We start from the raw sequence: 20,807 nt of genomic DNA, 5'->3' as shown, positions 1-20,807 counted from the left end.
CGGGCAGGCACTCCCGCACGCCGTCGACGGCGCGATATGTGATGGCGTACTGGACGGACTTTCAGCCCTGAGGGCGTTGGCAACACATCCTAGGTGTGCCGATCGGACGTCAGTTCTTCTTCAGCTCCTCGGCGAGCATCACGATGATGCCGCTGGGACCGCGGAGGTAGGTGAGCTTGTAGATGTCCTCATAGGTGGCCACGCCGCGAAGCGGACGGCATCCGTGCTTCGCGGCTATCTCAAGGGCTTCGTCGATGTCCTCGACCGAGAAGGCGACACGGTGCATGCCGATCTCGTTGGGACGAGTGGGATCCGTCTCGATCGCTTCGGGGTGGATGTACTCGAAGAGCTCAAGGCGACCGTGACCGTCTGGCGTCTGAAGCATCGCAATGTTGGCGTGGTTCCCATCAAGGCCGACAGCAGTCTCGGTCCACTCACCACTGACCGTGGCACGCTCGACAACCGTGAGACCGAGGTCGGTGAAAAAGGCGATCGCTGCTTCGAGGTCGCGAACGGCGATGCCGACGTTCTCAAGTTTGATGGTCATGTGCTGGATGCTACTGAGCCGGGCCGATCAGCTCCGGTGGCGAGCCGGGACTCGATTGACAAGCCGGCGCGGTAGCCGGTGGCGGCAGCTAGCAATCGCACAAGACGCCCTAGCTGTGTTGCGCAACGCCATCCGCTCGCGCTCGTCCCCTGAGCGCACGACCTCGTCGACGTCGGTGAGCCAAGAAGCTCGGGGCCTGAGGCGTTTGGGCGCGCTAACCTCGCGCTCCGTGTTGCGCTTCGCCGCTCAATGAGGGGGACAGGGCTATGGGGGGACAAACGGCAACTGCGTATCGGGACCGGTGGCCAAGGTTCCTTGACGTACGCAAGAGCGTGGCCGGGGTGCTCATGCGTCCTTGGTCTCGTCGGCGACCTCGTCCTCGTTGTGGCTGAGCTGGTTGGCCAGGGCGTGCGGGTGCTCGAGCTGGTGGGCGATCCCGCCGACGGGGAGGTATCCCTGGCTGTCCCAGGTGACGAGGCCTGGGCGGATCTGGTGCAGCTCGTCGGCGACCTGCATCGCGGTGGTGACGTCGGCGTCGTGGCGGGCGGCCATCCACTTGGCGCGGGGGATGTCCGCGTCGTAGGGGACCTGGTCGGAGTAGAGGGCGGGGTCCTCGGCCAGGTGCAGCGCGGCCGAGGCGAGCTGGTCGAGCAGCTGGTCCAGTTGGAACAGAGTGGCCTTGACGTTGCCGATGACCGTGCCGATCGAGCTGCCGTAGGGCAGCGTGCGCTCGCGCTGGGTGGCGTTGTTGAGGTAGCGGCCGATCTTCGCCATCGCCCGGGCGGCATCGGCGACGGTGTCCGCCGAGTGCGGGCCGTCGTAGGGGAACAGCGTGTGGATCACGTCGCCGACGTCCTCGACATGGGGCAGCACACGGTCCAGCACCTCCAGCGCCTGCTGGGAGGCGTAGGAGTCCAGGGTGTCGTCGGGGAACTGGCGGGCCAGTGCGTTGTCGAGAGCGGCGGGCAGGCTGCTGCGGCGGGGCGTGTCGTCGTAGGAGCTCATGGTCAAGGGACCTTTCTGTGCTGAGGGCGTAGCACGACCGTTCTGCTCGGTGGACCGGAACACGTGATCGCGTGCTCAGGGCAGTTCGACGAACGGCACGCCGACGGCTGCGAGCTTGGTTTGCATGTTGATGTCGCCGGTTGCGACGTAGAGCGCGGATCCCGGGTGATCTGACTGCAGGAGCAGGGTGGAGGCGACGAAGCGGTCGTCGGGCACGGTGAGGTCGAGCCAGGACGGGAGTCGGTCGCTGTGCGGCTCGATGTGCTCGAACACTGCCCACACCTCGCCTGCCACGCGCACGCCGGTACGAACGTCGCCGTTCGTTCGCAAGCCCTTGAGCCTTTTCTCGGCTCGTTTGGCTGCATCGCGCAGGTCCTGAGTCCTGCCCCCGCGCTTGAGGTCGTCGATTTCCCGGAGCACGACGGGAAGGAGGTGGACCATGTACTTGGTGCCGAGCGTGCCGACGTGCACGGTCAGATCCGGGTTGTCAATGAGCGTGTTGGTGTCGACGGTGAGTCGGGTGGCGTACTCGTCGGGTGGCAGGAGGCCAAGCAGGCCGCGAAGGTCCGCCACGACCTCACCGAGCTGCTGCCTCGCCTGCTCCACGGTGGAGGGCACGTCTCGCTCTCCACCTGCCCGGACCAGCCACGATTCCAAGAGCCCGATGTTCTCCTCGAGTCGCTCGCTCACCGACGGCGTGGGGTGAGGAAACAGCAGCCGGAACCGCGGTTCCCAGTCACGAACTCGGCGCAGCAGCGTCATCCGGTCCGCCTCGAGGCCTTACGAACTCGGTGCCCATCCCCACGTCGCGTAGCCGATGAAGACCATGCCGCTGTTGCGGTTGTCACGACCCGGATGGACGTTGATGATTTGCGACGAGGACAGCACCGCGGAGTACGCGGTGTGGATCTCGTCCAGCTCGCTCAGCAGACGCTTCGCGTAGGGCTCGGGGATTCGGGGGTTGGTCGTCGATCTGGGCACGGTGTTTCCTCTCGGATTGCGACGGACGGCGTCGTGGCTGCCGGCCAGGCCAGCGATCGGGTGGTGTCGCCGGCGCTTACGTGCTGGTGCCTCCCGCGGCGTCCGGATCGCCGGCTGGCGCCGGCGGGAGGGTGGCGCGCAGCTCGGTGATCTGCCGCTGCATCCGCTCGACCGACTCGGCCACGTCGTGTCCGGCTTTCCCCATCTGCTTCCACAGCGCCAGTTCACGCTCGGCGATCGGCAGGATCTCCTCGGCCGGGGGCACGAGGTGCTCGTCGGTCAATTCCCGGCGCCGAGCCTGCAGACGCATCAGCTCCAGCTGCGGATGCAGGCGCGCCAGCCCGTCGGACACCGGACGAGCCGCGATGCGGAACTCGTGCGGTTCGTGATGCCGTTCCACCCACGCGTCGAGCCGGCTGGCCCAGACCTCCGGCTCGTGCGCGGCGTCCGCCAGGCGCAGGTATTCGGTGCCGTCGGGCTTGAGGGCCATCGGCTGCGCGAGCGCCTCACGGAAGCGTGCGACCGCCCCCTTGTACTTCTTGTTCGCGTTCTGCCTCGCGGTGCCGAGCCCGTCGCCGACCACATCCCAGGTGGCCCCCGAGATCACCGCGAACACCACCATGCACTCGAGGACCTCCTCGGCACGTGCGACCAGCCGGACAGCGTCCTCGATGTCCACCGCGTCGACGTCACTGCCGCCGCTGGAGCGCAGGCTGCCCGGGTGGATCGGGACGAAGGACCGGGCCGAGTCGGCCAGCTCCTGCGCGGCGGCCGCGAGCGCCATCCGCGCTCGGGTCGCGTCGGTGTAGGGAGCCGCGTCGTCCGGCTCCAGTTCCGTCAACGTCATGATGTCAACTAAACCATGACGATCAGCCAAATGTCATAAATTTGATGACAACCACTCGCATGGCGGCGTGCGAGCGCCGACACTACCGATAACCTGTGATATCGGTAGCCAAGTCTTTGTGCGGAAACTTGGCTACAAAGGCCAATTTCGTAGACCGGATGTGATCATGCGACGGCGTCAGCCGCCGCGCCCGCCTCGCACACCATCAATCGCCGCAGCCGCGACCGAGCGGGCATGGACATCGAGGCCCACACTCGTACGCTCAGGCCGAGCCGTCAGCCGCTGCCCAGCAACCCGAACATGCGTGAGCGAGCCCAGCCCGCGACCGTCTCATCCGAGGCAGTCACGCCATACCGTCTAGTAGGGAGACCGGGGTGCCCCTCGACTCGACCGGCAAGATCTCCTTCGACCATATCTATGCCGAGCCCGATCCGCGTGCCTTCTTCGGCACGCTGGGCCGGGTCGACTACCTCATTCCACAGCTGGCCAAGCCCTACTTCAGCAAGCTGATCGAGGAATACCGCGCCGAACGCGGCGTCGCGGCACCGACCGTGCTCGACGTCGGCTGCTCGTATGGCGTCAACGCGGTCCTGCAACGGTGCGACGTGACGATGGACCAGCTCTACGACTACTACACGGGCCCGGATGTGCTCGCCCTCGACCACGAAGCACTGCTCGCGGCCGACCGTGGGTGGGTCCGCTCGCACGCGGGTACCGAAGACATCCGTTTCATCGGTCTCGACAACTCGGGTCCGGCGCTGGCCTATGCGCAATCGGCCGGCTTCATCGACGCCGCGATCCACGCGGACCTTGAGCGGGACGATCCGACGCCGGAGCAACAGGACCTGCTGGGCGGCGTCGATCTCGTCATCTCAACCGGCTGCGTCGGGTACGTCACGGACAAGACCATCGCCCGGATCGCGCACAGGTCACGGCCGTGGATGGCGCATTTCGTGCTGCGGATGTTCTCCTACGACCCGGTCGCGGCACGCCTGGCCGAGCTGGGCTACCAGAGCGCCGGCGTCGACGGCGTGTTCCGGCAGCGGAGGTTCGCCTCGGCGGAGGAGCAGACTCAGATCCTGGACAGGCTCTCGAGCGAGGGTGTGGACCCGGAGGGCCTGGAGACCGACGGGTGGCTGTACGCCCAGCTGTACATCTCCCGGCCGGCTGGCGTGGCCACAGAGCTCGCCACCGTGATGAACGCCGTGTCGCCTGGTTCAGGCACCAGTCTCACAAAGTTGGCGGATCCGCCACAGATCCGCCAATGACCAAGGCCCGGTCTGCACCATGTGCAAACCGGGCTTTTCGCAGTAGCGGGGACAGGATTTGAACCTGCGACCTCTGGGTTATGAGCCCAGCGAGCTACCGAGCTGCTCCACCCCGCGTCGTGTGTTGAGAGGCTACACGGGGCGTGTGGTGGCGGCGGACCCAGTCGTCCAGGTCGGCCGCGGTCTCCGGTCCGGGGCGGTGGCGGGTTGGTCGCTGCACCCGATCGAGCCGATCCGCACGCCGCTGGAGGAGGTGCGCGAGCGGGCTAGCCGAGAGGAGAGTCTGCGGTCGCGGGTGGGAGGGGCATGCTGTGGCTCCGGCCTGGGGCCAGTCCTTCGGACGCAGTGGTCACTGCGTGGTGGTGGCGCGTGGGTGGCATGCCTTGCAGGGCTGAGTGTTTGGTGGGATGGGAGCGTCGACGAGGCCGACGCGTCCGCACCGGGTTAGCGCGGCGGTGTGTTCGCCGGCCCTGGTCGGCACCGGTTTCTCGCTGATCACGTGTGCGAGGTGCGGCGTGTTGAACCCGATGCACGGCTGGCCCGGTATGGCTGTCGCGACTGGCTGTGGCGTCCTGGGCATGAATGGCGGCCCGAGGACGAACGAGGGCCAGATCGTCTGATTGGCCTGGCGATGGGTCTCCGCTGCGCTGGGGGCGGCGATGGCAGCGGATGGACGGTGGCCGGTTCCGAGGTTGCGGCATGTGTCGGGTGACTGATCGCGGCGTCCGCTATCTCGGCGAGCGCCGGTTCGGTGCGTCTTCTGCGACCAGGCGGGCGGATCTGGACCCCGGCGTCGATCAGTAGCGCGCGGACGGTCGCCGCGGACATCCGGTAGCCGCGAGCAAGAGCCTGGAGGGATTCCCCGGCCTCGTAGCGGACGGCCAGTCCGGTGGGGGTAACCGGCGGCGACGGCGCCGAGCGGCGGGGGTGCTGGGGGAATGGTTCATCGTCGTCGGTGTCCCGAAGGTGAGGTCGTGTCCTTGTTCGCTCGGGATGCCGCACCGCCATGCGTGATCCGGCGCACCGACAAGCCGATGCCCACCGAACAAGCGCTGCTGCTCACGCAGCCCGTCCCCAGACTGGTGCCCTGACGTTTCGCGGACGCAGGGCACCTCAGCAGGCCCCAGGAGCGACGCCTGGGGCCTGCGCAAGACACGCGTGCGAGCCCGTACGCGTGACAGAAAAGTGGGCGGGCTGTCGAGGCGCCGATTCGCCGCGAAGCCATCTGACCACCAGCTCGGGTTGCCGTCGCGGTAGTGACTCAGCTCGGCCATCGCCAACGCCATGTGCTCCCGCGTCGGAGCCGTCACGGGGTTCACCGCGAAGGAGAGCCTGAATCGGTCGACGTGGAAGACCTCGATCTCAACTCCGAGGAGCGTGCCGTAGTTGACCATCTGCCTCTCCCCGTCGCGCGGGCTGACGTCCTCCGGTACCCACTCCCAGGGGTAAATGGCCGCGTTGCCGCGCTTGATGGCCTTCACGACCTCGGCCGGGTCGTCCTCCTGGTGCAGAGGGCTAGGCATGGAGCAGCTCCCAGCCGGAGGCGCGAGTCAGCGCCGCGGAGAAGGCCTGCCAGGCTGCGGCGTCGTAGATCGTGTAGGCGTAGCCGCCCTCGCGCTCTTTGCTCGGTACGCGGGTAATCCACAGCGGCCCGCCGAGGTCCGCCGTCTCCCCGTACTCGCCCTTCAACCCGGCCGGGCCGGTGTACTTGGTCCACTCGGGCACGGCGGCGGCGATGTCGGCGCGCGTCGGCCTTCCCTTGTCCTGCATGGGATTCTGCTCCAGTTGAGTTTGGTTCGGCCCCGCGCAAGGAGGAAACGGGGCCGGAGATCGGGGGCCTGCCCCCGGCGGGCCGGAAAGGGGTGCCAGGCCGGGGGCAGGCATATCGGTGCGGCGAGCGGGCGCGGGGTTGCTCTAGCCGGACCGAGGCGGGTGGGGTGGAGGTTGAAATGAGCGGAGAAGATCGGAGAAGGCCCGGCCGAGCCGGGTGTCCTCGAAGTCGATGAGCGCGTCCGGCTTCGCCGGCACGTCCAGGACGGTGCACCCGCAGAGCACCGGCGGATGCTCGCCGTGTTGACGACACGTCGGGGCGTGCTGACGGGAACCGAAGACAAAGACGCTCATGCCAGGGTCGCCGGTCTCGGCGTCGGCCGGGGACGCGGTGTCAGTCCGGCGTAGGGCCGCCGCCGCTTGCGTGACAGCCGCGTCTGCTGCTGTGGCACCGCATTCGCCGGGACCGCGGGGAACTCCACGGTTTGCTCCTCCGGCGTGGCCGGAGGGATCCGGTCCATGACCTGTGTGTCCTCGTCGACGAGGTTGCGCCTGGCGGTTGCCTCCGCAAGCCGCGCGAATTCCGCCTCGCGAGCGTCGCGGATCTTCGACTGAATGTGTTCGGCTTCCTTCGCCAAACGCGCCTTCAGCACGTCCACGGTGAGGCGGTCGGGCTTCGGGGTGATCGGCCGCCGTGCCCGCAGCAGGTACACGCTCGCCGCGACCAGCAGCAACAGGATCACGCCGACCGTGATGATCGCCGGATCGCCCTCGCGCACTGCGTCCCAGAACCCTGCCCTCATGCGAATCAACCCCTCAGCGCCAGGTCGCACACGGTCCCCAGCGGCTCGTCGTCGTCGGTCCGGGCAGGTAGGGGTGCTGACGCAGAGTTCAGTGCCCCCACCTGCCGTCGGCTGGTCCTCAACCAGGGCATGAGCGGTTTGCCGAGTTCTCCGCCTACTGGTTGTCACTGGACCAACGCGCGCAACACTAGACTGCGCCACACGCCGGTAGCAACACTAAATAACGCAAAGGCGTTGAATTGAAGAGGCGATATGCTCCCGAACATGGCCGAACTCGTGACTCAAGGCTCGCGTCGACTTGGTGGCTACCTGCGCGAACTGCGCGACGCCTGCAAGAAGACGCTTGAGGAGGTCGCAGCCCACCTCGACCAGGACAAGGGCACGATCAGTCGCTACGAGGGCGGCAGGCTCAAGCCGAAGTGGCCCGTCGTCGTCATGCTGACCAACCTCTACGGCGCGACCGACGAACAGGCAGAGCGCGTGCGCGAGCTGTACGAAGCCGCAAAGAGCGAGCCGAAGCCCGTACGTCTTCCCTCGGGCACGCCATCAGCGTTCCGACGCCTGGTCTACGAGACTGGCGTCGCATGGCGCATGCGCCAGGTTGGCGGCGGCCTCGTGCCCGGCCTGCTCCAGAATGACAAGTACATGCAGGCACTCAGGGCGACTCTCGCCGACCCGGAGTCCGCTCAGCCCAAGCACTTCGGCGTGCGCAATAAACGCCAGAAGCGGATCGACCCGACAGACCCGAAGCCGCTGATCTACCACGTGATCATGGACGAGATCGCCGTGACCCGCCAGGTTGGCGGCGCCGAGGTGTTGCTGGACGAGCTTCACCACCTCGCCGACGTGGCCGAGAACTGGGAGAACGTGACCGTCCAGATTGTCCCGAAAGAGGCGGGAGACTACGGGTGCGGCGCGGGCGGCATGACCGTCGTCGACTACGACAACAGCGAGCCGAGCTGGGTCTACTTCGAGTCACTGGCGGACTCCCACCTTGTGGATAATCCCGAAGACGTGCAGCGGTTTGCCGAGTTGTTTGATCGCGCAGCACGAATCGCCTTGTCGCCCGACAAGTCGATTGAATTCATCCGCCAACAGATAGAGGTACTTGAAAAGTCATGAGTGACAAGATGCCTGACGCTCCGCTGACATGGCGCAAGAGCAGCTACTCAGGCAACGACACAGACAAGACCGACTGCGTCGAGGTGGCGTTCGACCCCAACGGAGCCGGTGCCTTCGTTCGCGACAGCAAGGATCCGGCGGGCGGCGCGTTCACGCTGCCGGCCACGGGATGGCGAGGCTTCCTGGCCTCCGTCTCGAAGGTTCAGGTTTCCCCTGCCGAGTAAGCAGCACAACAAGACGGGAGGGGTTCCTGGCGTCGAAACCACGCCAGGGGCCCGTCCCTTGTTGTTGGAGCTTAGTGGGCTCCGTCCACTTTGTACGCCCTACGACAATCGGCACACTGCGCGCACCACGCCCGGCGGATGGAAGGCCGACCGCAACCGCTGACGGCCTAGTAGGAGACCTCTCGCCAGCGCACCCCGGCAGGCCGAGCACCGCCCGAAGCCACGTAGTCGTGGACCGCTTGGCGCACCGTGGGCCACGAGACCTCCGCGTTGCTCGGCACCTCTCGCTCATGGGACTGGTAGTCGTAGGCCACGGGTTCCGGCGGCGTCGCGCCGCTGTCGCTGATGGCGCTTGCCTCGTCCTTGCCCATGTAGCCGACGAAGCCGCTCTTCGCCGCACGCACGCCAAACTGGAGAACCGACCAGCCACCCTCGCGCGTGCTATCGATCTGGGCCACGAGGCCCACCTCGACTTCCGGCGATTCGGACTCGGCCACCATCCGGTCCAGCAGCTCATCCACCTGAGCCGGCGTGCTCAACGGGAGCGGGTTCCCCTGACCCGGGTCGTACCACGCATCGAACGTCACCACCGCTTGCCTCCCCTGTACACCGTCTTGAAGCCGCCCGTCCCGTAGACCGTCAGTGTGCTGCCCTGCGGCGGCACCACGCCCAGCAGATCGTCACAACTCGACCGGCCCTTGCCGGTAGCGGGGGCCGGGCCTCGGGCTCGTAGTGCCAATGCGGTAGCGGAGGTACACGTGGCGCTCCATGACTGTGAGTTGCCGACCGTCAGAAGGCTGCGGCCATTCGAGGTCGGACCATGTCCGATACCTCTTGATCTGGTTCTCGAAACTGGCGTTCGATGGACTACGTATTTCCACGTACGCCGTCTTGGGTCATCTACTCAGTACGGCTGGCCGCCCCCATGACGTTTATCACCCGAACGAGTTAATGCTCCTCGGGGGCGTTGTTGCCATGAAGTTGATCAAGGTATTTATGTAGCACTGCTGATCACGTCGCCTCATGGGGAGGGTGGCCGCGTGGCTGAGCCTGGCCCGCTGGCTGACGACACGGTCTTCAGGGTGAGGGGAGATCGGTGATGAAGTTCCTTCATGCTCGGTCGCGATCTAGATGTGAATCACATTCTCAAATCTGCGCTCGGTAATCGCCGCGGCGCTCGTTGATCACATCGATTGATCGTCGGAACACCCGTTCGAAACATCATGCGCTGGCGCGGCGCTCCTGTGGGGTTCTGGTGACCGGAACGCGCTGTTGCTGGGGAGGCAACCGATGAGGGATGAGAGTGTGTTCGCGCTGGCCGCGCGGAGGTTATGTCGAGAGAAAGGCCTGACGCTCAAGGAGATCGCGAGCGAGGCAGGTTACAGCGAAAGTTACGTCTCCAAGGTGTTCAACGGTCATCGGGACCGTCGGCCGGCTGTGGTGAGCAGGTTGGATGACGTGCTGGGTGCCGACGGTGAACTGGTGCGGATCGCCAGTGAGCAGCGGCTCGGCGGTGACCACGTTCGTCCGATGCAGCTGCCGCCTCCGGCATCGGACTTCACTGGCCGCCGGGGGTATCTCCGTCAGCTGGATGATGCCGTGGCAGCCCGGGACGAGGACGGGACCGCGGTCACCGTGCTCATCGAAGGAGGCTTTTGGGCGGGCAAGACGGAACTGGCGATTCAGTGGGCGTCACAGGTCCAGGAGCGATATCCGGGCGGCTGCTTGTTCGTCGACTTGCACGGGCTGGCGGCCGGTAGGCCGGCAGAACCCGGGGCAGTGCTCGGCGGCTTCCTGCGTGCGCTGGGAGCCCCTGGCTCCGAGCTCACGGGGACGGTCGACGAACGCGCGGCCCGGTATCGCTCCCGGTTGTCGAGCCGCCCGGCGATCGTGATCCTCGACAACGTTTCCGACTACGCGCAGGTCCGGCCACTGCTGCCGGGTGCGGGCAGCGTGCTCATCGTGACCAGCCGCGAGCACCAAGGGGACTTGCTGACCCACACCGGCGCGGTACAGATCGAGCTGCCGGCGTTGACGATCGACGAGGCGATGACCTTGTTGCGGCGCAGGGTGGGGGAAGCGCGGGTGAACGCCGACCTTCGTGCCGCGGAGAAGGTCGTGCGGTGTGCCGGGCGGCTGCCGATGGCGATCCGCATCGCCGCCGAGTACGCGAAGCACGGCGGACACAGCCTCCACCACGTCGCCGAGCAGCTCAGCACCATGCCGGAACGGCTGGCACTGTTCTCCTCGCGTGACGCGGCCGTCAACATTCACGCCGTGCTGGACGTGTCATACCTGGCCCTTCCGTCACAACCGGCGCGCATTTTCCGGCTGCTCGGCACCAGCCCGACCACTGTGATCAGCGCGGAATCCGCCGCGGCCCTGGGCGAGATCTCCGTTGCCGACGCCGGCCGGGCGCTCGATGTCCTGCATCGCGCACACCTCGTCGAACTCGCTGAGCACGGCCGCATGCGCATGAACCACCTGCTGCGCGCCTACGCTCACGAGCGAGCCGGCGCCGACGAACCGCCTCGCGAGCTCGCGCGGGCACACACGCGGCTGATGCATTGGTACGCCGAGACCACCCACGCGGCCAGCAACGCTCTCGCACCGAACTGGGCCGGCGTCGGGCTCACCCCCGGTCCGGTCGACGACATCGTGCCGTTGTCGTTCGGGCCAAAGGATTACGACGCGGCGCTGATATGGTTCGAAACCGAGGCCGATGCCATCCTGGGGGTCGCGCGCAGCGTCGCTGCCGGCGATCTCGGCTGGAAGCTACCGGCCATGTTGCTCCCGTACTTCTACATCACCAAGAACTGGCGCTCCTGGCTCACGGCAGCGGTGGACGGACGCGCGGCAGCCCTGCGAATCAACAGCCGCGCCGGACATGCGCGGAGCATGTTGAGCCTGGGCTGGGTCCGGCACGAAGTGGGCCACACCGAGGACGCGATCCTGCTGCTCCAGACGGGGCTGCGGTTGCAGGGAGAACTCGGGGCCGATGACCGGGACGGCCTCCTGGAGGCTTGGACGGCGTTCGCGCTTGCCTCCGCGCACGCGTCTCTTCGACACGCTGACGACGCCCGCGAGTTGTATGCGCGCGCCGAACAGCTCTTCTCCGAGGCCGGCCTCGACTTGGGCGTCGCCGTGTCGAAGGCGATGCTCGCCGGCGAACAGCAGCAGCTCGGGGAGGACGAGAAGGCGGCGGAGACGGCTTACGACGCCCTCGAGCTGGCGGAGCGGTCTGGCACGAAGAGCGCGATCAGCTTGGCCCACCACCAGCTCGGGTTGCTGCTGATGCAGCACGGGTCCTACCGGCCGGCGCTGACACATCTGGACAAAGCTCTCGAACTGCGGCGGACGAGCCGCGAGCGCTGGGCCGAAGCCGACACGCTGACCTTACGGGCCGACGTCCTGAGCAAGCTCGGCCACGACCGCAACGCCCGCGAGGCGTATCGCGAGGCCGCCGAGATCCTCGAGACGCTGCACGACCCGCGCGCGTTCGACATCCAAGCGCAGATCGCGTCGCTCAACGCGGTCCTGAACACCCCGGACGCGCCACCGTCTTGACCACCAGATGGCCGAGAGGTCGTCGCCCTTGCTGTGAGCAGGACGACGACCGCTCGGTCCCTAAGGCTGGTCGCCGCCAGGTTCGAGGCGGCACATGACGAATTGACCGGTCGGCGTGGTGCCGGCGCTGATGCCCACCGCGTGGATGCGCACCGGCCACACCGAGCCGTCCGCTGTCCTGACGCGGGCGGCCACCACCGGCAGCCGGCTCGCCGGATGAGCTGCGGCGTCGCGGACGAGCTCGAGCACGGCGGGGACGTCCTCTGGTGTCAGCAGCTCGGCGAGCTTGCTGGTGTCGGGTATCGGCGACTGTTCGGCCGGGTAGTCCAGGCTGGTCATCACGACCGCCCCGAGGACCGAGTCCACGATGATCAGCGGGTCCTCGATGAGGGCCGCGCAGGCGCTGAGCTGCTGGAGCAGCGGCGGCTCCACGGCGTGGCGTGCCGCGGATGGGTCGACCCGCATCGAAAAACCGGCGTAGAGGCGGTCGGACTCCTTCTGTCCCACCGCGCGGATGACCTGTCGTTCACCGCTTGCCGCGTGCTGCTGCTCCATGTACCTGATCAGGGGCGTGCCGACGGCCGAACTACGGAAGTCGGACATGACCGCGGTGGTGGGGATGCGGTGGTCCTCGACCAGGATCGAATTCATGAACCGGTACGGATCGCGCCCGCTGCGCCCGCCCTCCCAGCCTGGCGATGGCGGGGTCACCCCGTAGAGCGCGGGCGCGTCAGCACCACACCAGTGCTGCAGCGAGCCGTCGGAACCAGTGGCGGGTTCTTCCCACTCCCAGGCCGCGACCAAGGGTGCCGGTGAGGCTGGGTCGCCCGGGTAGACGTAGCGGGCCAGGAAGGCGATGGGCGTTGCGTCTCGCCCGCCGAGCACTGGCTTGACTACGACCTCGAACGTGCTGCGGGCGTACGAGCGCTCCTGGCGGACGGGCTCGCGGGTCCGCCGAGCCAGGGCAATCAGCGGTGGCAGCAGCTTTCGGGCCGCGTTGTCGCAGTTGTTGACCGAGACGCCGTCGTACAGGCGATCGCCGATCGCGTACAAGCGGCTCTGTGCGTCGAAGACCATCCACGACCCGAGGTCGCGAAAGGTCCGTCGCCCAGATGCGACCTGTTCGGCGGCGCTCACAAGATCATTCTATCTGCCGTGTCCACTCGGGACACTGCGAAGCGGATGTCGGGGGCTCAGAAGGTCGCGCCACCATCGAGCTGAAGGATCGTGCCGGTCACGAACGCCGAGTCGCTGGTCGCGAGGTACAGCGCTGCGGCCCCGATCTCTTCGGGGTCGCCAATCCGGCGCAAGGCGGCAGTGCGTTCAAGCATGGCAACAGCCTTCTCATCCCACGCTGCGGCCATTCGTGTCCGAAATGGGCCGCACTGAATGGCGTTCACTCGAACACCCATCGGGCCGAACGTCTGCGCGTGCGCCTGCGTCAAGGTGTTCAGGCCCGCCTTGGCCACCGCGTACGGAACAAAGGGATCTTTCGGTCGAACCGCGCCGGTTGACGTGATGTTGATGATCGAACGCGCGACGTGCCGTTCTTTGACAACGGTTTTCTTCTTGCCACGATCGTCACTACGCCAGCACACAAACAGGACACGGCTGTGTTCGCACACCGCTTCCACGGGCGCGAGTGAATGACCACAGTGGACATATGCGAATCGGCAACCCCCTCCGCGTGACGCGCACCCCACCGGATGTCCGTGGCGTCACCCGGTCGATCCGCACGCCGGTCGGGTGGCGCCCTGTGTCGTCGGGCGCCACCCGGCGCGGCACCTCTAGCCGGGCGCACTGGCCCGTGGGCGACAAGTCATCGCCGAAGAACGGCAAAGGAGGAGCGTGACACACTACCTGCTGCAATGCGGACACCGTAGCCCGATCACCGACGCAGACGAGAACACCCTTGACGACCTGGCGGCCGATCCTGGTGCTGCCACCGGATTCGCGTGGTGCGACTCCTGTCAGTCATGGAAGGCGGTCCGCGACGCTGCCTCCGCTCAGGTGATAGCTACGCGGAAAAAATAATTAGCTCGTCGAGCTCATAGAGCGTCTCTCCAACATTTCGAATCCAGGCACTCTGCAATTCATCGAAGGGAACACCCATGTCCAAAACCGTCCCGCTTGCCCTGCCCGCGCTCGGGCTGCTGTTGGCCGCCGGCAGCATCGTCGTCCAGGCTCCCGCGCATGCCGCAACGATGCACTCGCCGGTGAGCGCATCCGGAATCGAGGTCCAGAAGTCCATCGCCAATTCGGGGAAAACCGACGGTGTCATGAGCGGCCAGGCCGGCGGCTGGGAACGCTGCCCACAAGGCTACTACTGCCTCTTCGATGGCTACGACGGCGCCGGGGCGATGGCCTTCTTCAAGACCGGCTCACCGAACCTCGCCAACCAAGGCCTGGACAAGGCGGCAAGTTCCCAGTGGAACCGCTCGCCGTGGAACTTCTGCGTGTACGAGGGCTACAACTACACCGGCCGACGAAACTGCGATCCGCCGAACTCCAGGTACAACTTCACCTACTACGGTGGCAACAATTTCGACTCGTCCGTGAAGCGCCTCTAGCAGGGGCCGATTCTGCAAGCACAGCCCTGCCCTGCGCTGCCACCAGCGCAGGGCAGGGCTGGCTTTCGTACCCCCGCCGCGACGCTCATTCGGAGGCCGAGGCGGCTCGGCGCGTGGAGCTGGCGTGCGAGTTGCTCACGGTTGGGCACCTCGGTACTCCCGGCCGGGTGGGTTCATTCCTCGCCGGTGCCGCCGCTGGCGGTCAGGATCAGCGCGGCGAATCGGTGGTGTCCGGGGCCGAGGTCGCGATCAGCGTGCGTTCCGCTGCGACCCGGTTGGCTTCCGGGGGGATCGCCAGCAGGGGCACGTGGTGGATGCGTGGTTCGATCACCACGATGGTGTGCTGCTGGAGACCGAAGAAACTCACCAGCCGCACCAGGTCGCGTCCGTGGGCGGGCAACCCCCGAACCCCCGGCACCGAGCCCAACCGAATCCTCCACCGCGGCTACTCCTACCGCCGCGCCGACACCGACCGCGACGAGGGCCTGATCTTCGCCTGCTTCCAGCACGACCTCGAGCGCGGCTTCGCCACCGTTCAGCGGCGCCTCAGTGGCCAAGCCCTGGACAAATACACCCTCCCCTTCGGCGGCTACTACTTCGTACTTCCCGGGGCCGACCGGTCCCGTCGCGAGTACCTCGGCAAATCGCTGTTCGACGCTGCCGTTTGACTACGGAACGGTGCGCGCCGGTGCCACCCCGAGCTCCTCGATCTGAACCGTCGTTGGCCAGGCGTCACCTGACGACCCGGCTACCGGCATCTGCTTAAGCGAGTACGGAGACTTGTTCGCCGGCGTCCACGGCGGCGTGTCGCTTCTTTCGACCGGCTGACCGACGTCGTCGGACAGCCGTGACGGGCTGCAGTCCGGTCCTTGCGATCCTGCGGATGGTGTTCGATGCGACGCGTGTTGCTGGCTCTACGACCGGAACGAGGTCGCCGCCCGCCGCCACCGTGGCCGCTCGAGCAGATGCCAGCGTGCTGGGTTCCAACCAAGCCAGCCGCCCGGCCAGCAGGCGACGTCGCCCGGACCGTCCTCACCGCCAAGGCCTCGCTGGGCACGCTGAAAATATGCAGCTTGACCTGGGGAAACTTGTGGGCCGCCAGGGGCTCGAACCCTGGACCCAGGGATTAAAAGTCCCTTGCTCTACCAACTGAGCTAGCGGCCCGCCCCGCTAGTTTACCGGGCGGCTGGAGGCCTTCCGGTCTCGGGCTCAGTGAGCCTCGCGTGCGGGTCGGCCAGGTGGTGCGACAGCGCCGGCCGCCCACTGTCCTGGGAGGGTCGCCGAGTGTGTATGCGGAGCCCGAGGCCTGGGGCAGTGGTGACAGGCTGAGCCCGGGAATGAGTTCTGGCCTGATCGTCTCGAACGTCGTCGGCTGCTCTGGGATTTCTTTCGCCGGTGAGGCCTCGGGGCGTGCAATGAGGGACATGACGGTGTGCGAAAATCAGCTTCGCCTGAATGGGTTCATTGCCCTCTGTTGGTTGACGATGTTTCCATTGATTTCGACAGGTTGGAAACTTCGAATTCGAGAAGCTCACGGCATCCGATAAAGATGTGCGAGCAATTCGTGTAGGGGGTGGCCGTGATCGAAAATGGCACATGCGACGTGGAGACTCCGCTCCGCCGTTGCCCGGGGCTCGTAGATACGCCTGTTGTATCTGGGCGTGCTTCGCCTTTGCCTGAATCGCCTGGGCGACGCCCTGTCGCGCCGGTGCCCGGGTACATCAGGCGAGTGGCGGGGCGTCGAACCCGGTCCTTCGGAGGATCTCCGGAGGTTGTGAGGCTCCGTCCTGCCGCTCCCTTCCCTCAGCCGCGGCGGGCCTGGCGGCGAATCCCCGAGCGCTGCCGGGTTCCCCGCTCCCGCTCCGGGAGCGGGCGGATGAACGACGACGTCTGCAAGGAGCAGATCAGGTGGCCCGGTTTGTGGAGCGGTCGGGTTCTCCACAAGGTCGTGTCCGGCAACGAAGATCGGCTGCATGGCGGCGGGCGGTCTTTTGGCCTGTCTGAGTGCGGCGTTGCCTGCGTCCCGACTGGTAATGCATGCGTTGATCTGGGCCCGTGCGAATGGTGTTTTCCCGTGCTGCCGCAGGGGAAAGGCAGTCGGCTCGCGCGGCCGGTGCCAACTCTGACGAAGCGGGTTCGGCGTTCGGCGCGGCCCTCGCTTCCGGATCGGCGCGACTCGGACAGTCGATGGTTCTCCACCTGTGGGCCGAAGGCTGCGACTCCTGTGGTGCCGATTCGTGCGGACCGTCGCCGCGCCGCGGCGACCTTGCCCGACGTGAACTCAACGGTGAAACCGGTGCACGGCCCGGGCCTCGTGCCGAGGGTCGATGCAGACAAACGCCACGGCCCGGCGGGCCAGGAGCATGTGCGTTCCGCACCTCGGCCCGAGTCTGAGTCAGGCCGTGCCGTCGGGCAGGCGCGACCGGCGCGGGTTGGGAAGTCACCGGACAGGCATGGTGTTCTTGGCGTGCTGCTCAGGGCTGGGTGGAAGTCTGGTCGACGTGGGTGGGCGGTGCGGTGCCGTGATCATGCGGGACGCCGAGCGCGCGTGTGGGTTTCGGTCGATGAACGAGGTTCGCAGCTGACGTTCGACGCTTCGGGCACCGCGAGTCTTCGTCCGCACGAGGTTGGCCGGCTGCGCGCGCTGCTGCGAACCGCGGTCGAGGTTCACGCACGGCTGGACAGGCACACGCACGAAGGGGAAGCGGTGCCTCGAAGCCATCCTGGTCCCTGTCCTGTCCCGCATGGCGCGGAGGCTGATAACCGACATGGGACGGAAACGGCCAGACGAGTGAGCGTGCGGCTTTCACGCGAGTTCGGTGCGGTGACCGGTGGCGTCCACGCTTACGTCGAGCCGAGTCTCGTGGTTGGCGAGGCGGCCTGATGTCCGAGTCGCCAGAGGTCGATGTGCAGTCCCGATGTGTCCTGCGTCGGGTCGAGCGCGGGTTCCTGAACTGGTATGGCGAAGCGTTGATCGCCGACAGGGGCGGGCGGGTGTCGACCTGGGTGGCGCAGGGATGCGATGGCCTGCTGGCGTCCGGCTATGTCGTTTGCGAACCGACGACCCACCGGCTCGAGCTGAACGGAGCCCGGCGCCGCAGCGTTGGAGAACGCGACGAGCTAGCCGCTGGCAATCATTTTCACCTTGCCAAGTCCGGCACAAAATTAGCACAAGAACGTCACAGCAGTGTGCTCGGCGCTCCGTTCCCAAACGAACCTCGGCACTCCATCGTGGAGGCATGCGAATCGAGTCACCTGTCCGAGTTGTCGATCCCGTCGGGGGGCCGGCAGGGCTGCGCTCGACTTCGCCCGCTGGGGTGGCGCCCCTCCCATCTTGCGCCACCCCAGCCCAAGCAATCTGTAATGGCGGCGCGGGACTGCGAACTGCAGGTGCGCGGGCGGTCGACCACCGCTCGTTACTCCTAGCCGTCGCTTCACTATCCGGCCGCTGCGACCATCGCGAGGGCGCCGGCGTAGAGGCACGGGCCAAAGGGCACCAGGACCGAGCCTTCGGCGGTGCGCTGCCTGACCGCCGGGACCGCGACGAGGACAAGCGCCAGCAGCGATGCCACCGACAACGCCCCGGCGACCGGCGGCCATCCGATCCAGCCCGTTACCAACCCGACCACTCCCGCCGCGCCGATATCCCCGGCTCCCACGCCTCCGGCCGTCACCAGCGCCAGGAGAAGGAACAACCCGGCGACCGCGACGAAGGCGGTAACGGCACGTACACCGGGCCCAGCATCGTCGCGTGCGACACACAAGATCGAGAACCCGACCAGAGCACCGCCCAGCTGTGGCCACACCAGAGCACGCGGCAGCCGATGCTCGCACCAGTCGATGATTGTGAGCGGCACCGACAGCACGGCCACGAATCCGTCGACCACGAGTTCGCCGCCGGGGCGCACTCGCCAGGCCACGAGGCCCAGCACAACGGCCGTGATCAGTGCTCCCAGCCACCAAGACCTGGCTGCAACGCGGCCAAGCGGTACGAACCGGCGTGTGAGCAGGCTTCCTGCTGCTCCCAGAGCGAAACCAACGACGACGGCGCCGAGTATCGACCACCCATGGATTTGCGCGAACTGCGCAACGACCTCGGTTCTCACTTGACCAAGGTGTACGTGCCGGCGGCCGGACGTGGCGCGCTGGTCGGTTTCCTCAGCCCATCGGGTGAACTTCACCGACGAGTTCACGAGTGCCGAGTTCAAAACGGGAAAGTCGACATCGCACCAATGCCAAGCCCGACGTGTTCCATCCGGGGAGCGCGTGCACCTGTGGGCAACCGATGCCGGCGACCTGGGGGGTCAACGATGACGCGTCTTTCGAGCAAGGGCATGCACACGGCTGCGCTGGTGACCGTGATCGGGATCGGCCTGAGTGTGACCGCTTGCCGATCTGGTGGAGCCTCGGCTCCCGCTTCCGCTATGCCAAGCGTGCCGGCGTCGACCCCGAGTCGCGCAACCGCGTCTCCTGCAGAAGCCGCTTCGCAAAAGGCCACCAAGGCGTACCTGGCGATGTGGGACGACGTCGCGGTGGTGGCGGCGACGTCTGACTGGCAGTCGCCGCGGCTGGCCGATCACACGACCGGTGACGCGCTTTCCGTGCTGTCGCGTCAGATGTATGCCGACCACGCGAACGGCCTGATCACCAAGGGGCACCCTGTCAGCGTGCCGGTTGTTCAGTCCGTGGAACCGCAGAGCGCACCGAAGACCGTCATGATCCGTGACTGCTCAGACGCGCGCGGCTGGTTGAAGTACCGGACCGACACGGGCAAGCCGGCCGACAGTGAGTCCGGCGGCAAGCACTTGATCAACGCCGAGGTCAAACTTGCGGTCGACGGCTCCTGGAGGGTGACTCGGTTCGCCGTGGCGGGAATCGGATCATGCTGACCGTCAAGCGAGCGGCCACAGCGGTGATGTTGACCTCCTCCGCGATGCTTGCGTACGCAGGGTCGGCGTTCGCGGGCGACTGGTTCGGAGACGTCAATTGTGGTCAGGCGGCGTACGCGGGTTGTGAACTCGGTGCGGGACAAGGCGGACGCGATGTATCTCCGGCGCCCGGGCCTGGCACGCCGAGGGCACCGCATGAGCCCGAACGATCAGCCCCTTCCGCACCGCCAGGCGACACCAAAATCGGCGACGATCGTGCGCGGTGCTCGTACGTGCGCAGCGACTATCAACCTCCGTCGGGTCTGAAGACCGCGAGCTACCGCTCGGGCGCAGGAGGCGTGAGTCTCGTGTCGTTGCGGTGGGCTGAACAGGGCCACGCGGTGCCAGCGCAGGCCGGGACGGCGGGTGGCGCGTGGTACGTCTATCGCTGCTCGGGTCCTGGAGCGCGGGATGCGTTGTATCGGGCTCCGGTGTGGATTCCTGATGGCCAGGCTCCTGGGGCTGCGGCGGTGCCGTCGCCGGAGGAGCTGGCGGCGCAGGCTCGGTCGCAGCTGCGGTTGCCGAGTCCGGTCATCGGGTCGAGCCCGTCTGGGACGCAGTTGGTGCGGTTACCGACGTGGTTGTGGCTGGATCAAGGCGTTTGGCAGGCGCGGTCGGCGACAGCAGCGGTGCCGGCGGTGTCGGTGACCGCGATCGCGACGCCGACATCGGTGGTGTTGTCGATGGGCGATGGCAGCACGGTGACCTGTGCCGGGCCGGGAACACCGTTTTCCGGTTCGGGTGACGCGACCACGGCGTCGCCGGACTGCGGTTACACCTACCAGCGGTCCTCGGCCGGGATGCCGGGCGAGCGGTTCGCGGTGACGGCGACGGTGTCGTGGCGGGTCACGTGGGCGGGGGCAGGGGCGTCGGGGGCGTTGCCGGACTTGACCACCACCGGGTCGGCGGCATTCCGGGTTGCCGAGGCGCAAGCTCTCGGAACGGGTTGAGAACGACGCTTTGTTCCTGAACTGAATCAGCGTTCTTTTTTCTGGACTGCGTCTTCTGACGAATTCGTGGTGCGGGTGATCTATGCCTGGAGGGGGCTGTCATGACGAGTACCGACACGCCGGCGAGGAGCCGGACGTCTCCGGATGGGCCGCGCGCGTTGTCCTGGCTGGACGCCTCGGGGTCGCGCGCCGCGGCGGTGCCGCGGCGCCGGCGCCGGCTACCGC

General features: G+C 66.9%; 20 protein-coding genes and 2 tRNA genes. 7 read left to right on the top strand and 15 right to left on the bottom strand.

What is annotated here, in order from left to right; all coding sequences use genetic code 11:
- Positions 1-109 precede the first annotated feature (109 nt).
- The 5 genes from AB0383_RS16750 to AB0383_RS16730 all read right to left on the bottom strand — a co-directional run bounded on the left by AB0383_RS16750 (position 110) and on the right by AB0383_RS16730 (position 3,380).
- Entirely contained in the window at positions 110-547 is a 438-nt protein-coding gene (locus tag AB0383_RS16750; protein WP_366187754.1) for a VOC family protein, read from the bottom strand.
- A 345-nt stretch (positions 548-892) separates the two neighbouring features.
- A complete protein-coding gene (locus tag AB0383_RS16745) occupies positions 893-1,552 on the bottom strand; it encodes a hypothetical protein (RefSeq protein ID WP_366187753.1) in 660 nt (219 codons plus the stop codon).
- Between the two features lie 75 nt (positions 1,553-1,627).
- The gene (locus AB0383_RS16740) at positions 1,628-2,314 is read right to left on the bottom strand and encodes a PIN domain-containing protein (protein ID WP_366187752.1); all 687 of its coding nucleotides are present in this window, start codon (positions 2,312-2,314) and stop codon (positions 1,628-1,630) included.
- 18 nt (positions 2,315-2,332) lie between these two features.
- On the bottom strand, positions 2,333-2,533 hold the full coding sequence (locus tag AB0383_RS16735) for a hypothetical protein (RefSeq protein ID WP_366187751.1): 201 nt from the start codon (positions 2,531-2,533) through the stop codon (positions 2,333-2,335).
- 76 nt (positions 2,534-2,609) lie between these two features.
- Positions 2,610-3,380: a hypothetical protein gene (locus tag AB0383_RS16730; protein WP_366187750.1), complete on the bottom strand. Its 771-nt coding sequence runs from the start codon at positions 3,378-3,380 to the stop codon at positions 2,610-2,612.
- Positions 3,381-3,754: 374 nt separating this feature from the next.
- Here AB0383_RS16730 and AB0383_RS16725 point away from each other — a divergent pair, with 374 nt between their 5' ends.
- Positions 3,755-4,648, top strand: a complete 894-nt coding sequence (locus AB0383_RS16725) for a class I SAM-dependent methyltransferase (RefSeq protein ID WP_366187749.1) — start codon at positions 3,755-3,757, stop codon at positions 4,646-4,648.
- A gap of 43 nt (positions 4,649-4,691) precedes the next feature.
- On the opposite strand, the gene AB0383_RS16720 is transcribed toward AB0383_RS16725, so the two are convergent.
- The 3 genes from AB0383_RS16720 to AB0383_RS16710 form a co-directional block, all read right to left on the bottom strand.
- Positions 4,692-4,765 (bottom strand) — tRNA-Met (locus AB0383_RS16720).
- A gap of 1,398 nt (positions 4,766-6,163) precedes the next feature.
- The gene (locus tag AB0383_RS16715; RefSeq protein ID WP_366187748.1) at positions 6,164-6,418 is read right to left on the bottom strand and encodes a hypothetical protein; all 255 of its coding nucleotides are present in this window, start codon (positions 6,416-6,418) and stop codon (positions 6,164-6,166) included.
- A gap of 350 nt (positions 6,419-6,768) precedes the next feature.
- Positions 6,769-7,197 carry a hypothetical protein gene (locus AB0383_RS16710; RefSeq protein WP_366187747.1) on the bottom strand — a complete coding sequence of 143 codons (429 nt, stop codon included), beginning with the start codon at positions 7,195-7,197 and terminating at the stop codon, positions 6,769-6,771.
- Between the two features lie 288 nt (positions 7,198-7,485).
- Here AB0383_RS16710 and AB0383_RS16705 point away from each other — a divergent pair, with 288 nt between their 5' ends.
- The gene (locus AB0383_RS16705; RefSeq protein WP_366187746.1) at positions 7,486-8,343 is read left to right on the top strand and encodes a helix-turn-helix transcriptional regulator; all 858 of its coding nucleotides are present in this window, start codon (positions 7,486-7,488) and stop codon (positions 8,341-8,343) included.
- On the top strand, positions 8,340-8,567 hold the full coding sequence (locus AB0383_RS16700; RefSeq protein WP_366187745.1) for a DUF397 domain-containing protein: 228 nt from the start codon (positions 8,340-8,342) through the stop codon (positions 8,565-8,567). Before AB0383_RS16705 ends, AB0383_RS16700 begins: the two co-directional genes overlap by 4 nt.
- 167 nt (positions 8,568-8,734) lie before the next feature.
- Here AB0383_RS16700 and AB0383_RS16695 read toward each other — a convergent pair whose 3' ends face one another.
- Positions 8,735-9,157 (bottom strand): Imm1 family immunity protein, encoded by a 423-nt coding sequence (locus tag AB0383_RS16695; RefSeq protein ID WP_366187744.1) that lies wholly within the window; start codon positions 9,155-9,157, stop codon positions 8,735-8,737.
- 700 nt (positions 9,158-9,857) lie between these two features.
- Here AB0383_RS16695 and AB0383_RS16690 point away from each other — a divergent pair.
- Entirely contained in the window at positions 9,858-12,134 is a 2,277-nt protein-coding gene (locus tag AB0383_RS16690) for a helix-turn-helix domain-containing protein (protein WP_366187743.1), read from the top strand.
- 60 nt (positions 12,135-12,194) lie between these two features.
- On the opposite strand, the gene AB0383_RS16685 is transcribed toward AB0383_RS16690, so the two are convergent.
- Together AB0383_RS16685 and AB0383_RS16680 are read right to left on the bottom strand one after the other, a co-directional pair.
- Positions 12,195-13,271, bottom strand: coding sequence for a hypothetical protein (locus AB0383_RS16685; RefSeq protein ID WP_366187742.1), 1,077 nt, complete (start codon positions 13,269-13,271; stop codon positions 12,195-12,197).
- 56 nt (positions 13,272-13,327) lie between these two features.
- Positions 13,328-13,768: an SDR family oxidoreductase gene (locus AB0383_RS16680; protein ID WP_366187741.1), complete on the bottom strand. Its 441-nt coding sequence runs from the start codon at positions 13,766-13,768 to the stop codon at positions 13,328-13,330.
- Between the two features lie 477 nt (positions 13,769-14,245).
- On the opposite strand from AB0383_RS16680, the gene AB0383_RS16675 reads away from it, so the two are divergent.
- Positions 14,246-14,704: a peptidase inhibitor family I36 protein gene (locus AB0383_RS16675; RefSeq protein WP_366187740.1), complete on the top strand. Its 459-nt coding sequence runs from the start codon at positions 14,246-14,248 to the stop codon at positions 14,702-14,704.
- Between the two features lie 208 nt (positions 14,705-14,912).
- Here the strand turns inward: AB0383_RS16675 and AB0383_RS16670 are convergent, their stop codons facing one another.
- Positions 14,913-15,035 carry a hypothetical protein gene (locus tag AB0383_RS16670; RefSeq protein ID WP_366187739.1) on the bottom strand — a complete coding sequence of 41 codons (123 nt, stop codon included), beginning with the start codon at positions 15,033-15,035 and terminating at the stop codon, positions 14,913-14,915.
- Between the two features lie 4 nt (positions 15,036-15,039).
- Between AB0383_RS16670 and AB0383_RS16665 the strand changes: the two genes are divergently transcribed.
- Positions 15,040-15,372 (top strand): hypothetical protein, encoded by a 333-nt coding sequence (locus AB0383_RS16665; RefSeq protein WP_366187738.1) that lies wholly within the window; start codon positions 15,040-15,042, stop codon positions 15,370-15,372.
- 423 nt (positions 15,373-15,795) lie between these two features.
- Here AB0383_RS16665 and AB0383_RS16660 read toward each other — a convergent pair.
- Together AB0383_RS16660 and AB0383_RS16655 are read right to left on the bottom strand one after the other, a co-directional pair.
- Positions 15,796-15,868 (bottom strand) — tRNA-Lys (locus AB0383_RS16660).
- Positions 15,869-18,141: 2,273 nt separating this feature from the next.
- Entirely contained in the window at positions 18,142-18,897 is a 756-nt protein-coding gene (locus AB0383_RS16655) for a prepilin peptidase (RefSeq protein ID WP_366187737.1), read from the bottom strand.
- Between the two features lie 117 nt (positions 18,898-19,014).
- Here AB0383_RS16655 and AB0383_RS16650 point away from each other — a divergent pair, with 117 nt between their 5' ends.
- Entirely contained in the window at positions 19,015-19,593 is a 579-nt protein-coding gene (locus tag AB0383_RS16650) for a hypothetical protein (protein ID WP_366187736.1), read from the top strand.
- A gap of 631 nt (positions 19,594-20,224) precedes the next feature.
- Here AB0383_RS16650 and AB0383_RS16645 read toward each other — a convergent pair.
- A complete protein-coding gene (locus AB0383_RS16645) occupies positions 20,225-20,386 on the bottom strand; it encodes a hypothetical protein (protein ID WP_366187735.1) in 162 nt (53 codons plus the stop codon).
- Between the last annotated feature and the right edge of the window lie 421 nt (positions 20,387-20,807).

The organism is Amycolatopsis sp. NPDC051373, assembly GCF_040689465.1.
GTDB lineage: Bacteria > Actinomycetota > Actinomycetes > Mycobacteriales > Pseudonocardiaceae > Amycolatopsis.
The sequence above is the reverse complement of the archived record's forward strand: the minus strand, read 5'-3'. Positions and strand labels throughout refer to the sequence as shown.